General features: G+C 41.5%; 9 protein-coding genes. All 9 read right to left on the bottom strand.

Annotated features, from left to right (window positions below; all coding sequences use genetic code 11):
- Window positions 1-18 precede the first annotated feature (18 nt).
- Window positions 19-879 (bottom strand): PKD domain-containing protein, encoded by an 861-nt coding sequence (locus QVD32_RS00580; RefSeq protein ID WP_021892471.1) that lies wholly within the window; start codon window positions 877-879, stop codon window positions 19-21.
- A 30-nt stretch (window positions 880-909) separates the two neighbouring features.
- A complete protein-coding gene (locus tag QVD32_RS00575) occupies window positions 910-2,640 on the bottom strand; it encodes a RagB/SusD family nutrient uptake outer membrane protein (protein ID WP_118687128.1) in 1,731 nt (576 codons plus the stop codon).
- Window positions 2,641-2,657: 17 nt separating this feature from the next.
- A complete protein-coding gene (locus QVD32_RS00570) occupies window positions 2,658-5,438 on the bottom strand; it encodes a SusC/RagA family TonB-linked outer membrane protein (RefSeq protein WP_229033618.1) in 2,781 nt (926 codons plus the stop codon).
- A gap of 45 nt (window positions 5,439-5,483) precedes the next feature.
- Window positions 5,484-7,286: a RagB/SusD family nutrient uptake outer membrane protein gene (locus tag QVD32_RS00565; RefSeq protein ID WP_287709948.1), complete on the bottom strand. Its 1,803-nt coding sequence runs from the start codon at window positions 7,284-7,286 to the stop codon at window positions 5,484-5,486.
- A 51-nt stretch (window positions 7,287-7,337) separates the two neighbouring features.
- A complete protein-coding gene (locus tag QVD32_RS00560; protein ID WP_021892466.1) occupies window positions 7,338-10,760 on the bottom strand; it encodes a SusC/RagA family TonB-linked outer membrane protein in 3,423 nt (1,140 codons plus the stop codon).
- A 36-nt stretch (window positions 10,761-10,796) separates the two neighbouring features.
- Window positions 10,797-12,017 carry a FecR family protein gene (locus QVD32_RS00555; protein WP_021892465.1) on the bottom strand — a complete coding sequence of 407 codons (1,221 nt, stop codon included), beginning with the start codon at window positions 12,015-12,017 and terminating at the stop codon, window positions 10,797-10,799.
- 89 nt (window positions 12,018-12,106) lie between these two features.
- The gene (locus tag QVD32_RS00550; protein ID WP_008862207.1) at window positions 12,107-12,667 is read right to left on the bottom strand and encodes an RNA polymerase sigma factor; all 561 of its coding nucleotides are present in this window, start codon (window positions 12,665-12,667) and stop codon (window positions 12,107-12,109) included.
- Window positions 12,668-12,770: 103 nt separating this feature from the next.
- A complete protein-coding gene (locus tag QVD32_RS00545; protein WP_118687127.1) occupies window positions 12,771-14,216 on the bottom strand; it encodes a choice-of-anchor Q domain-containing protein in 1,446 nt (481 codons plus the stop codon).
- Between the two features lie 106 nt (window positions 14,217-14,322).
- On the bottom strand, window positions 14,323-15,828 hold the full coding sequence (locus QVD32_RS00540) for a choice-of-anchor Q domain-containing protein (protein WP_021892463.1): 1,506 nt from the start codon (window positions 15,826-15,828) through the stop codon (window positions 14,323-14,325).
- Window positions 15,829-15,894: the final 66 nt, after the last annotated feature.

The following is a 15,894-nucleotide window of genomic DNA, read 5'->3' as shown; positions in this document are numbered from 1 at the left end:
AAAAATTAAATTATCTGTTTAATTACTTTTCACAGAAACCGTATTGGTTACCGTAACCGTCTCGCCTGTAATCCCCCTTACCGTCAATGTTACATTATAATCGCCAACAGCTCCATATTGATGTTTCGGATTAATTTCATGCGAAATCGCCGACCCATCTCCAAAATCCCAAGAAAAAGGCTCCTCGCCCGAAAAGAAATCCCAATAAAGAGAAGAATTAGTAAATACGAACGTATCGAATGAGCTACCGTCGAGTTGTGTAGTAAATGTAGCTACTGGTATCGTTATTTTCGTATCAATCAATATAATGCCTGTATTCAGCTGTTTATTCACACGATTATTCTCATCAGAAATCACAATACCCATAGCATACTTTTTAGGAGCATCTTTTCTCAAAAAATCTAATGCCACGGAGACATCAAAAGTCGTTTCGTTTTTCCCATCGGGTATTTGGATATTTTGTGGTATTTGAAGGACATATTCAGAAGGCACAACTTCCACATCGGTCAAAACACCATTATCTATCAAGGTTTGAACCGTATCCGCATTCAACATTACCGAAACATTTACAGAGCCTTTAATAGTTTTTCCCGTACCCGAACGATAAATACCCAACGGAATGACAAAGGCATTATCGGCGTTCCTCACTGTATATTTCATCGGTTGTCCCGGCGTAGGAGAAACCCACGCCGTCGATGCTCCTTCTTCAATCGTATAGACACCGTCAGGTGAAATACTCCCATTAACAGCTATCGGTAAATAAACCAAAGATTCGGGATAAGGAATATCTACAATTTCATCGTATTGACATGATGTACCCGCAAACAAAAAGCAAATTGCAGTCACAAGTAAAAGACGATTTTTTATCATTGATTTCATCTTATTTCGTGTTTATTAGTTATTATCTCTTTACCAAAGTGGATTCTGTACCCAACCGGTCGTATTAAGATCGGCCTGAGGAATCGAATATAAATACATTTTCGGCTCGAATGTTCTTTTTTCCACCTCAATGGGGTTATATTCGAACTCTTCATCTGAAATTTTCGTTATTTCCACGCCCCGAAGCGGTGCGCCCAATGTCTCTGGCGCAATCATCCAACGACGCACATCCCAAAAACGATGATCCTCGAAAGCCAATTCCACCCGACGTTCGTTCCGAATCTTTTCTCTCAACTCCTCTTTCGATATAGCCGTAGGTACAGCCGGCATTTCAACACCGACTCGATTCCTCACTTGATTCAAAGCCCTGACGGCATTTAACCGGTAACCAACATTACCCGTAGGCCCATAAGCCTCATTCATGGCTTCTGCATAACTCAATAAGATTTCGGCGTATCTCATTATTACCCAATGATGCACACTCGTACGGTTCTGCAACAAATCTAAATTAGGATCTATGAATTTATAAATATAATAGCCGGTACGCGTGGCATGAATAACACCCTTTCCATCTCGACCGCCGGTCCATGCTTCGATCGTACGATCCTTGAATTCCACGTTATTCGTCAAAATCGACATCGCTAACCGAGGGTCTCTATTGGCATAAGGATTGGACTTATGTTCTGGATTATTCCAATCAAACGGAGTACCGTCAATCATCTCATAAGCATCCACCAAATTCTGTGAAGGCGTATTCCCGCTCTGTCCCAAATTATATCCAACCGGATAATTATTCTTTTCAAAAGTATTGGTCGAACCGTATCGTCTGTCGAATATTATCTCACCATTCTGATAATCCCGTATTAAACGATACTCGTCCATCGGATATTTATTTCCCAAAGTCGTAATAAAATCGTTACAAGCCGCAGCGGCCTCCTCCCAACGTTCTTGCTGGCTCTTCCCGTCTTGCATGGAAATATATTCTTTATGAGTATAACCGGGAGCCCACTCCTCTGGCTTATTAAACAAATCGCTAGCCGCATAAAGTAGAGCTCTACACTTCAACCCCATAGCAGCTCCTTTCGTTGCACGACCCAAATTATTGGCAACGTCGGTCATTCTATCGGGAGCCTGTAAAACTGCCGCAGCCGAGTCGCACTCACTGACAATAAACCTTATACAAGCAGATAAGGAATCTCTCGAAAAAGTCGACAAATCGGATTTCAAACCCAGCGGTTCCGTTATAATAGGAACACCGCCATACCGCTTCACCAATTCGAAATAATAGTAAGCTCTCAAAAAACGAGCCTCATATTTCCATCGATGAATATTATTCAATCGATTCTGATAATCTTGCTGTTTTGTAGGGTCATATTTCAAATAATCCAAATCGACCTCGTCAGATTCTTTCAAAAATAAATTCGCAGCAAATATTCCTTCAAAGTTACGTTCCCACGCCGATCCGTCTGGATTATTATTGGCATTCCAGCTACCTACGTTAAAACCATGAATAGAAGCTGTTTCCAAAGTATATTCAGCCTCGTCGCTCGCAGCTGCCATCATTGCCCCGTCCAGATAAGAAAGACCATCTGGCAAATAAGAATAAAGACCTATCGATCGAGCCAATGTATTATTATACGAAACATTAGCAAACTCTTCTGTTAAATTAGTCTCCGCCTTAGGATCGAGGAGATCGTCACACGAATAGAAAACTACCGAAAACAATAGCCCGACAATAACCGGAATCTTATATGGTTTCATAATACTTAATTTTAATATTAAAGTTGAACACTAAGTCCTAAACTCACCGTTCTCATTGCCGGATAACCGGTCATAGTCTCCGGGTCGGTAAATCCGGCCATATGGTCTAACGAGAACAAGTTAGTCCCATTCATGAAAACTCTTACTCCTTCAATTTTTATCTTTCGAGTCAAATTCTTCGGAATTGTATACCCTATCTCCAAAGAACGAAGTTTCAAAAAATCACCGTTCTTCTGCCAAAAAGAAGAAGACTGATAATTGTTCAGATTATTGGAGGCCGAAAGCCGAGGATAAGTAGCTGTCGATTTTGTATCCTCTGTCCACCTATTCAGTGCAATAGAAGAAATCTGTCCATCATTCTGGAAGGCTTCGAAATATGAGCCGCTCCAATAAACCGACCGATTCAAAGCTCCTTGAAATAAAACATCGAAATCAAAACCCTTATATGTCAATCCCGCATGCAAACCCAAAGTACACTCAGGGACATCGGTATAACCTATGGCTTTAAAATCTTCCGAATCGATTCTTTTATCGTTATTTAAATCGGCATACTTCAAATCGCCCGGTTGAACCGCTGCAAAAGTCTGCTTCGGCGAACTATCTATTTCGTTTTGGTCGTTAAAGAACCCCAGTGCTTCTAACAAAAACGGTTGATCAACCCTATGCCCGATTCTATACTGATAAGCATAATTTTGAGGAGCCTCGGCATTATACAATATTTTATTTCTTGCAAACCAAGCACTTGCCTCCACAAACCACGTCAAATCTTTGGTTTCTTTTCCGGTATAACGCACCACAGCCTCGAATCCTTGGTTACTCACCCGCCCAATATTCAGTTCAGGACGCTTGAATCCTACAAAACTAGGAAGTACATCATACGGCATCGTCAAAATATCATATCGCTTTTCTTTGAAATAATCAGCCGTAATGCTTAATCTATCGGAAAGAACGGCATCGATACCGATATTAAATTTTCTGTCTTTTTCCCATGTAGCATCTGGATTGGCATAATAATTCTGAACGTAATAATACGATGCAGCATTCGACTGACCGAGATAATAGTTTCCACCTGTATAATACTGATTATACGGGAATCTTGTAGATCCGTTATCTTTATTCCCTGTGAGTCCATACGAAGCCCTCAATTTAAGGTAATCTACTATTTTGTTACCTTTTAGGAACTCTTCATTAGAAATCACATACCCCAACGATCCGGCCGGAAAAAATCCAAAACGTTTTCCGCGTGCATAATTATCGTTGCCCGAGTAAGCAAAGGAAAACTCTGCAACGTACCGCTTATCGTAAGAATAAGTCAAGCGACCACCCGAAACGATATCCTTATACGGTAAATCGGTAGATGATACGTTATATTCCTCATAACCACCCATCAACATAGCATCCACATGATGCTCTCCGAAAACCCTATCATAGTTCACAAAACCATGAACGACAAAATTCCGCCATTGATTATACGCACTTTCGCTTATAGACATAGAAGAGGTTTCACCAAACTGTTGTCCGGACATATCATATCGGGCATAATCCCTAGATGCTATGGTATACGATTTATATATCGTATTGAAACCGACCGCTCCCGAAATACTCAACCCCGGGGTAATCATACCCAAATCGCCTATTAACTTAGCGGACAATTGTGCAGATCGCTTATTCGTAGAATAATATCCTGTTTCTGTAATCTCTGCCCACGGATTATAATAGGCAGAATTACCTCCTATTTGGCCATTTTCATGATAAATCGGAAACGCATTGGGCGGAAGTTTTGCCATTAAATTGAATACATTCGTACTATATTCACCGCTTACGTCATTCCTTACTCGCCCAGGATTCACACGATCCTCTACACTTCCCCCCAAAGTAAATTCCGAAGAGATGCGTTTCGACAATTTCACATCGACATTCGTCCTGAAATTATATCGCGTATACGAAAAGTCCTTCGTATAATCCGACTCTTTTTCTGTACCCTTATATAATCCCTTATTCGTCGCGACATTCAACAAAACGAAGTATCGTACGACATCGGAACCACCTCTTGCCGACAAATCATAGTCGGCAATCGGCGAAAGAGTTCGAAGCAGTTGATTATACCAATTTACATTCGGATACCTATATTTATCCGTTCCATTCTTATAAGCCTCCAAATCGGCAGGAGAATACACCTCAGAGCCCGGACCTAAATCGTTAACCATAGCTTCGTTGTATAACTGGGCATAGTCATACGATCCTAAAAAATCCGGTAACCTCATGGCCTGCTGCATACCGAAGCGAATGCCCAGTTTCAGTTCCAAAGGTGCATTCACACCTCTCTTTGTCTTTACAAGCAATACACCATTGGCAGCCTTATTCCCATATATCGCCGCAGAGGCAGCATCCTTTAACAAATTAACCGACTCTATTTCCTGAGGCGTCAACTGTTGAAATAATTCCAACGTAGAAGGGAAACCGTCAATTATAATAGTAACGTCCCGCCCTGTTCCAAACGTGCTTATACCGCGAGCATGCAACGTAGGGGCATCGTTCCCGGGCTCTCCACTCTGTTGACCCACTGTAAGTCCCGGAAGTCTCGCATATAAAGTATTTGCAACATTCGTGGTAAACGACTTCGACATTTCATCTCCCTTTACAGAAGATATCGCACCTGTCATTTCCCATTCTGCCCGCTCTCCATAAGCAATCGGAACCATTTTTTCAGAAAACGTCGAATCGGTATGAACCACCTGAGCAGATAAAAGCCCAGTAAACAACAAACCTTGAACCAGCAAAAATATTTTATGCTTCATGAGGCAATCTTTCTTTATCTTCATGTTGATCATAGTACATCTGAATTAATAACCTGGATTCTGTATCAAATATCCCTTATTAACCTCGTTCGTAGAAAACGGGTGCAAATACATTTTTTTCGTAAATGTACGGTTCTCATACAAATAGGGCGTATAGCGGAACTCTTGCGGACTCGAATTAATCCAATAAATCTTAATGCCATACATAGCTCCACTCATCACTCCTTCTTGCTCGGCAATCATCCAACGACGCACATCCCAAAAACGATGGTTATCGAACGCTAATTCAATAGCTCGTTCATTACGAACCAATTCCCTAAAATCGGAATAGATTCCACTACCCGACAAAATAGCCGGTTGTCCCGAACGCTCGCGAATAATATTTATAGCCTCTCTTGCCGAATATTTATAACCATGTTTATCGTCCGGTCCATAAGCCTCATTCATAGCCTCGGCAAAATTCAAATAAATTTCATTCAATTGGAAAAGTGTAGAATTGGGAACAGGCTCTTGGTTATCGGGACGCATGATAGACGGAGAGACTAACTTATGCAACCAAAATCCACCATAACAATCATTGATATGCTTACCGGCCGCAACGCCCAGTTCTTCATTGGCTTCCCAAAGCTGAACCTCGGGCGTCTGTGAATTCCACCAAGATAAATTATATGCGATAGTCTGTGCAAAACGTCTATCCAAACTTGCCAACTTCGCTTGTAAATCATCGCCGCCGTTCCATTCGACTTTATTACCGTCACGATCTTCGTACTTACGCACAAAGTTCAACAAAGGTGTCGTCCCGTTTGTACCCGAACTACCGGCAATAATCGAGCCCGGAATAATACCCGACCACGGACGATTCCAACAACCCATACCCTGAGCGGCCTTCTCGGCTAAAATAATCTCGGGATTATCATACACCTCCCAACTATATTGATAATTGGCATCCACTCCCTGATCGGTAATCAAATAACAACCATTCGTTTCCGCCCAGCGAATGCAAGAATCGGCAACTGCGGCAGCACGCTCCCACCACACCATATTTTTAGGTTCGTTCAAACAAATGAGATTATTATTCGTCCCGAAATCCATATAAGGCTCGTTGGTATTAAACAATGGACTAGCAGCATACAGCAATACTTTAGACTTTAACGCCAACGCTACTCCCTTATGAACACGCCCCCTCAGATTCTGCAAAGCATTATCGAGCAAAGCCGGATAAGCCTCGTCAATATCCTGCAAGATGAAAAAAAGCATCTCCCTTAAACTGGCACGAGGTATTTTCAAATTATCGTCCAACTGCAAGCGTTCCCGAATAATAGGCATCCCGCCATAACGCTTCATCATCTCAAAATAATTCAACGCTCTTATCAACTTAGCCTCGGCTATCAACTGGTCTCTATATTCAGGAGTAATATCGGGGACATCATAAATCCTGTCCAAAAGAACCGTTATCTTCCTGATAGCTACAAAACGATAATCAAATCGAGAATCATCGGTACGATTAGCCGAGATAGAACCCTCGTTCCACCAGTTCATGCGATACCAGTTGGCACACGTCTCGGCCTCGTCGCAAGCTCCGGCGAAAATGTTCTCGTCCCTATTGGAATAAACATTCGAGTTCGCCGAAGCATACCCCAAATTAGAATGGATACCCATCTGATAAATACTCGTTAAGAATGTCTCCACTTGTGTTCTCGATGAAAATATAGTATCTTCTGTCACATCTCCTCCCGGCGGTTTTTCCAAATAGTTTCCCATCATATCTTCGCACGATACGACAGCGACCGGCAACACCAGAACTAATAAGATTAGTAAGGGAGAAACAAGCTGTTTAAGCCTTTTCAAATTTATATTCTTCAAATACATGGTATAATATTTTAGGTCGTTACTATCCAATTAAAAATTAACATTGAGCCCGAAGTTGAATACCCGTGTAACAGGATAAGGTTCGCTATTCGTCACTCCGGCATTGGCGACTTCGGGATCCTGTCCGGGTAACATATCGGTCCATGTCAATAAATTGCTTCCATTTACATAGATTCTGATCGAACCGATACCTGCTTTCTTCAAAGATTCTTGTCTGAATGTATAACCGACTTCTACGTTTTTCAAACGGAGGTATGAAGCATCTTCCAACCAATAAGTCGATGTTAGGTAATTATGTCCTACTCCATTCACACCATAGCGAGGATAAACGATTTTCTGGTTATTGACAAAACGCTCGTAACTCCAACTCTTCAACAAATCACGATTAGCTCCCGTATATTCGTAAAAGCCCCGCATAATACGACGAGAAGGCATATTGGACACGTGAGTCGCCCCCTGAAACAGCAATGAAATATCGAGATTTTTATAAGACCCTCCTAATGAAATTCCATACATGATTTCCGGAAAATTGGAATACCCGATAGGAACTTGGTCATCGTCATTGATTTTGCCGTCACCGTTAATATCCACATAACGAACATCTCCCGGCTGTATCTTATTATTATTGTTAGCCATCACATACTCGGGTCGTCCTGCGGCATTTACCTCTTCCCAAGAGTTGAAAATTCCATCGGCCACATAACCGAAGAATTGCCCGTAACGTAATCCTGTCCGATAGAGATAATCTTCATTACGGATAACTTCGTCTTGTTCCAAAATCTTATTATGGGCATACGTAAAATTAGCTTTTACAAAATAGCTCCAATCACCAATACGATCGCCGACAGAAATTTCTCCGTCCCAACCAGAATTTCTCATACGACCCATATTATAAGCCGGAAGATTCGATGCCGAAATACCGATGATAGTAGGAACCGTATTACGGTTACAAAGGATATTATCCCGATGCTCCATAAAGTAATCGAACGTTAAACCTATGCGATCTCCCCAAAATTTAACATCGGCCCCAACATTCCATTTGATTGCTTTCTCCCATGTCAAATCAGGGTTACCGGCCTTACTCTCGTTAGACCCCACATATCCCACATATGACGAACCCACTTCTCCAAAATAATACGAATTGCTACCTGTATAGGTATATACCGATGGCAAATATAAAAAGCGGTCTCCACCGATTTTATCGTTACCTACGGTTCCATACGACCCTCTTATTTTCAAGAATGACAAGACTTCATTTCGAGGGAAATAAGGCTCCTCGGTCAAAACCCACCCCAACGAATACGCAGGAAACCACCCGAAACGTTTGCCCGGGGCAAAATTCTCAGTACCGTTATATCCTACGTTTACTTCGGCCAAATAACGGTTGCCGTAATTGTACGTAACCCGACCGACCAATCCTTGATATCCATTAGGAATATTATACTTTAATGTAGGATTATAATATTTCCCTTGATTGTACAAGACCAATCCCGTTACCGTATGCTCCCCGAACTTGCCGGTATATTCCGCTCCGATTTCCGAATAAATGCGTATATTCCTGCTATTTGTTCCTTGATAAGTCAATTTCCCGGGATCGGTAGACGGAACAAAAATCAACTCATCGCCGGCTCTTCGCAAGTCATAGGTTATTCCACGGTCATTATAGGTCTTCGTTTCTGTACTATAACTCTTGTAAGAAAGAGCTCCACGCAAAGAAAGACCTTTCAATAAATAATCCATTTTATACGTGAACCGTCCCGATAAATTCAAATTATTTTCATACTTCGATTTCCAACCTCTCGTATAAGGACTGGCAGGATTGCGCCCGCTACCGAATACATCGGTTATCGTCACAACCTTGTTGTCAATCACTCCCGGTGCAGCATTAGACGGTGTCGAATTCAACGACTCCATAATTTGTCCTGTACTCCAATTGGGGTTCTGCAAATTTCCCATCTGGTTAGAAATATCTAAACTCAACAACAGGTTTTTCGTAACATTTATATCGAAATTCGAACGCATATTATAGCGTCTGAATGCAATTTGATAGCTATACCCCGGGTCATATATACCGGTATCCAACATACCGTTCTGCGTAAACACACCCAATGAAACGAAATATTTCACCCGCTCGGTTCCCCCGCTCACATTAAAGTTTGTCTGAGTCTGAGTCGAGAAATCCTTCAACATATAATCATACCAATTGATATCTGGATAAAACAGAGGATCAGAACCGGTTCGATATGCTTCGATAGCTTCCTCAGAGTAACGTGGAATATACGATAACTGAGAATAATAATCGTAAGCCTGAGCCTCATTATAAGCCCTTGCATATTCATACGAATTCATCGGTTCGGGCAAAAACGGGAAATTCGTGATAGCGACATTTGTCGAAAAACTAATTTTCGGTTTTCCCAACTCACCACGCTTTGTCGTAATCAAAATAACACCATTCGCACCTCTCACACCATATACGGCAGTCGCCGAAGCATCTTTCAAAATAGACAACGACTCCACTTCGTTCGGGTCTATATCGTTCAAGTTATTCACTTCGATACCATCTACCATTATCAAAGGATTCTGTGATTCCGCATCACTGGCGAAAGTACCGACACCGCGTATACGCAACGTAGACATGTCTTGCCCCGGTTCACCGCTTCGTTGCACACTCAACAATCCGGGAATCCTACCGCCGAGTGCATTGCTAATATTAGCTTGCGGCGATTGTAAAAGATCCTTTGTGGTTACCATAGAGATAGAACCGGTAACCGTTTCTTTTTTCTGTGAACTATAACCGACAACAACGATGTCGTCCAACGTATTGGCAACCTCCTCCAAAACAAATTGGAACCGGGTTTGTGAACCGACCTTTACCTGCTGAGGATTATATCCTATATAAGAGGCTTCCAATACATCTCCGGGGGAAACTTCCAGCTTAAATGCCCCGTTTATATCGGCCATAGAACCAATCGTCGTCCCCAATACCCGAACACTGGCGCCAATCAACGGTTCGTTATTGGCATCGAAAACGGTTCCCGTAATCTGTATCTTATTTGACTTTACAGCCTGAGCCTTACTTTTCGGTGACGATTTCTCTACCAGAAATAAACTCACTTGACGTTTATTCTTTATTTCATAAGAAATATTCGTTGTACTGAAAATCTGGTTCAAGACAGTAACAACCGGCGTATTATTGACTGTAACATTCACCCTTTTAGACAATTCGGAGTTCAAATTATCCGTATAGAAAAAAACATAATAATTGGTCGACTTCTCAATTTGAGACAAAACACTTTTAATAGGAACATTTCTCAAATTGAGAGATACATTGGTTTGCTGGCCCCATGCATACGGGAACATACCCAGCAAAAAAAGTAATAGAATCGAACGTTTCAATTTATTACAGAAATGCCCTCTCCCATACATTCCAAATAGATTTTTCCAAGGTAACATAAGTTTTTCTGTATTAGTAGTTAACAAGTTTTATAATTAACTTCTCTTCTTCAATAAAATAGTATTTCCGTTCATTTCATACGACATGGGAACCGTTTTAGAATCGGCCTTTTCCAATGAAATCGTACGGGAAATAGTTTCCAATACGTCTTTCGGATCATCGAACAAAACCAACTTTCCACTGCATTTCAAATCTTTAATATCCTTTTCGCAATCGATATAAAGGTCATAATGTCTGGAAATTTTCGCCAATATCATCGACAACGGCTGGCTGCGGAATTGAAGCAATCCATCTTTCCAACTGATAAAATCATACGTATTCGCCGCAGTAATATCCATAGAGTTGCTCGCCAAAGTCAGCATATGGTCAGGTTGCAAAATTTTCTTTTTCGATTCATCATTCGATTGAACCTCGACCAATCCTTCAACCAAGACAACAGACTGAGCCAACTCATCGTGATAAGCCATCACATTAAATCGAGTACCCAATGCCCTCACACTCATTTCCGAAGTTTTTACAAAAAACGGCCTTTCGGCATCTTTGGCAATCTCGATGTAAATTTCGCCATCGACATATACTTCTCGTTTATTCTTCTCAAAAGTTGTCGGAAAACGAAACGTCGAGCCCGAATTGACCCAAACCTTCGAACCGTCTTCCAATACCAAATGAGAAGCTCTGCGACCCTTAGGCACGATCAATTCATTATATTCGACCTTACTATCGTTTACATCTACTGCATATCGTTCGTCCTGCTGGTTTATCGACGAAATAGTCGCCTCGCCGCCTCCATACAACACATCGTCCCCCTCTTCAAGAGGAATCGTCCTTTCCCCGGCAATGACCAATCGGGTATCTTTCTCAAAATTAGATCGGTTCTTCTCTATCGTCGCTACTTGATTATCGGAAGTAAAAGGAGCAAAAAAAGAATAAACACCTACCGAAAGTAAAGCGACGATACATGCCGCTGCAAAAATCTTATAAAAGCCCACATACAAACGATGCCTCCGTATCGATTTCACTTGATCGTTGACATGCTCCAAAAGTTCCAGCTTCTCCTGTTCGGAATAAGTTTCATCATCGAATGTCATAGACGAAAGAAGTTGTTTCGCCGCTTCAATTTCTTGTTTTTTCTCAGGATTCTCTAAAACATAATTATCCCAAAATTCAACATCATCGTCGGTCAAAAGCAAAACACTTCTTAAAAACGAATCATCTTTAAGAAAATCAAGAATATTATATTCTGCCCTTGTTTTCATCTCTATCGTTTGGATATATTTTTTTTCAAATTTCTTTTATTATACAGACGACAAAATCCATTTTTTGTCCCCTCTTTTTCCAATTTTCTTTACCATAAACAGATTATTATAAAAAGAAAAGCCACTTTCAACTTTCGCATTTTACCAATTGCTCTCGACACGGCTTTTCTTGAAGACTGTATGGTCATGTGCATAAGAGAGGCGATCTCTTCATACTCCAACTCATGAATGAATCGCAGATATATAATCTCCCGTTGTCTACCGGTAAGAGAACTGAGTAATTTATTCAATTTTCCTTCTATTTCTTTCTTATCCTCCTCGGCTATCAACTCATTCAATATATTCCATTTTATAGTGAATTTATATTGATAATCATCTATACTACAAGTATCTACCGATACTTTCAACATATCTAATAAATTATTCTTCAAAGACCTGAATAAATAATATTTCAAGTTCCTCACTTCGCTAAGGCTCCTCCGATTAAGATATAGTTTAACAAAGACATCTTGAATGGCATCTTTCAATACTTCTTTTTCAAATCCCAAACTTCTGCCATATTGCAAAAGAAGATCGACATACTTATTATAAATAAAAGTGAATGCCGCATCATCTCCATCGACAAATCTTTGAAAAACGACCTCATCCATTGTTTCTGTTATTTTTCGATAAATTTAAAATCTAACACTACAAACCCAATTTCCTCGAAAAAAGGACTGCACCGGATAGTGGTGCAGTCACTCTTCCAAAAAACTATTTATATACAAATACCATCTTCGAGACTTCATATCTCCGGGAGGCATATATCTTCTTTATCAAATAAATTCCTGTGGATTGAGGTTTTTCTAACCGAAGGCCCGACAAGGTAAAATATTGAATTTCTATTACAGGCTCATCAGACTCGATAAAACTCGATTCTACGGAACTCGGAAGCCCGTCATATTCATAAGCGCCCATATCCACTGTTCCATTAACAACCCGCTCTTTTCCGGCTAAATCTTTATCATAATCGCCAATAGCCTCGTTATTTCCCGCATTTATCGCCAGACTCGAAGATTGAAGCATATAAGTTCCATCGACAAACTGAGGTTCGGCATTGAGATTGCCTACACCGCCCTCGGATTCAGGCCATATCGTATATGTAACTTCCGCCGTCGATTCGGGTCCCAGAAAAACGTTAGATCCGGCTGGTGTCGATTCAGACCGAGCGACATTATCGACAATGATACAATTCACAACCTCCGAACTGCCTTTATTTCCAAACCCTATACCACCGCCGCGGCCACTCGTCGCATCGTTTCCTACGACCGTACAATTTATTACATGAGCCACAATCTCTTCCCCAGCCGGTTCGGTTACCATGCTACAATCTATTCCGCCTCCATAATTGGCATTATTGGCCGTCCCGCCAATTTTATTGCCCTCGACCAAACAGTTCACGACATAGCCCGTTTTAATCGAAACACCACCTCCATTATTACCTCCTGTCGATGTATTGTTCGATTCGTCTGCGACACAATGATTATTTCGTATAATGGAATTCAATAAATACCCACCATCTAAACAGACTCCGCCTCCGACACCCGGTTTCTTTCCATCGGCTGCTATGGCTATATTATTCTCAACGATACAATTCTTTACGATTCCGCGAGCATACACGCCTCCGCCCACACCTTTAATGGAGCCATCGGTTTTTGATCCATAATTATCGTGGACGATACAATATTCTATCATTCCATCGGGGTGGTCGATATAAACACCACCGGCACGACCTGCGGCTCCCGCAGTAGAATTATAAGCATCCCCACCCGATATATCGAACCCTACAAAGTAAGACGCCGTCTTAAAATACAATACCCGGCGACCACTGCCTTTCAAAAAAGTCTCGATATTGTCCAACTGATAAGAAACAGGTTTTTCACTCTCTGTACCCTCACAATTTCCATACACCTTCACATCGGCTCTATTACAAGTAAAACTGGCCCCCTCTGGAGCTACGTATGTTCCTTTCTTTACAAAGATTTCGTCTCCCTCCGACAAATTGGTCGACGTCAATATTGCATTCAACGAAGTAGAGGTTTCCCAACTCAATCCGTCACTGTCTTCACTACCGTCTGGGGTAACAAAATATTTTACAGCATATGCGCTTTGAAATGAAAATACTGTAAAAACTAAAAAGCTAAGTAGATTTGTTTTCATGATATAAAGATTTAACGGTGACTGAAAAAGGGGTATTCGGCAAGCAATAGCCTGAGACGATATCGGAATTCCCTACCGAATACACCCAAACAAAACATCGAAATATTTATTTAACCGTGATGAACACCTTCTCGGTAATTATTTGCTTCGTATCGAAGGTCTTCTTAACGATATAAAGTCCTGAAACACTGGGATAAGTAACCTCTACACCCTGCAACGTGTAATACTGAGTACGTACCACTTCTCCCTCTTGAATTTCAACATCATCTATGGCACTACCGTCCGTTACCTCATAAGCACCTAAATCGACCGACGTACCGAATATACGGGCATTACCAGCCAAATCGGTATCATATCCTTCGATAGCAGGATCATCACCGGCATCGATACAAGGGCTACCTTCTGCCAAACGATAATTTCCTCCTGCTACATCGACAAATTTTGGATCGGAAGTAATTGCGCTGGCACTGACCGTTTTTTCAGGTACACAAATGGCTCCGATAGTCACTCTTTCCGGTAATTTACCATCTGTTTGAGGGTTACCGAAACGAATATTGGCATTACCTGTACCATAATCGTCTTCACGACATGTATTGTTCCATGCGATACAGTTGGCAACAGTAGCAGTCATACCGTCGGCATTTGTCGTCTGAAATCCGATACCGCCACCCAATCCTTGAACATGGTTCTTCGCAACGGTACAGTTAATCACATAAGCATCTTTTTCAGTACAACAGACGCCTCCACCTACCGATTGATTATTCAGCGACCCATTCACCGAATTCCCGACAACAAGGCTATTAATTAATTTACCCGACTTGATGGCGATACCGCCTCCTTGACTTTGGAAAGAATCCCCATCGTCGGTTGGAGTCGTACTGTTATTACGAATGATACAATTCAATACAATGGCATTATCGGGATTACACCCATTTCCCTCGGTTGCATCCAAGCAAATACCGCCTCCGATACCCGTAGACCAAGTTTTCGACGTATCTTCCCACGGAGCAGTAGTCGCAATGTTGTTTTCAATAATACAATTTTCCAACCTACCATTCAAGACATAAAGGCCTCCGCCAACACCTTTTAGAGCTTTCCCATTGGAACCTAAAATATTTTTAGAGCCATCGACACCTATATTATCATGAATATTGCAATACTTCAAAGTTGCCCCTCCATTATTAATATAGACACCACCGCCACGACCGACTCCTGTGGTCTCCGTCGATGCATCTCCACCAGATATATCCAGTCCATAAATTTCCGATGCCTTTCCGTCCAAATAAAGTACCCGTTTTCCTCCGGGACCCTTCAAAAAAGTTTCGAGCCCTTCGGCTGTCGTATACGTAGGCGGTTCGGTTTCCGTGCCGACACAATTCCCATAAACTTTGGCAGCAGCCCTCAACTTAAAACTACCCGTATACGTCCCCTTAGCGACAAAAACTTCGTCACCGGCAGCGGCCCAACTAAGAGCATCTTCCAAACTGGCGGCACTACTCCACGATGTTCCATCGCCCGAACCGGATTCTGTCACATAAATAACATCGGCATTCATTGTCGAAAAACCTCCGGCCAGCAATAACGCTCCCACTAGTAAAAATTTTTTCTCCATGTCATTTAAATTTAAGATTAGTAAATATTACTATTATTTGAGACGATGGGTATAAAATTTTATACC

It is taken from the genome of Barnesiella sp. (genome assembly GCF_022723415.1).
Taxonomy (GTDB): Bacteria; Bacteroidota; Bacteroidia; order Bacteroidales; family Barnesiellaceae; genus Barnesiella; species Barnesiella intestinihominis.
Note: the sequence above shows the minus strand (reverse complement) of the source record. Positions and strands in the feature narration are given on the sequence as shown.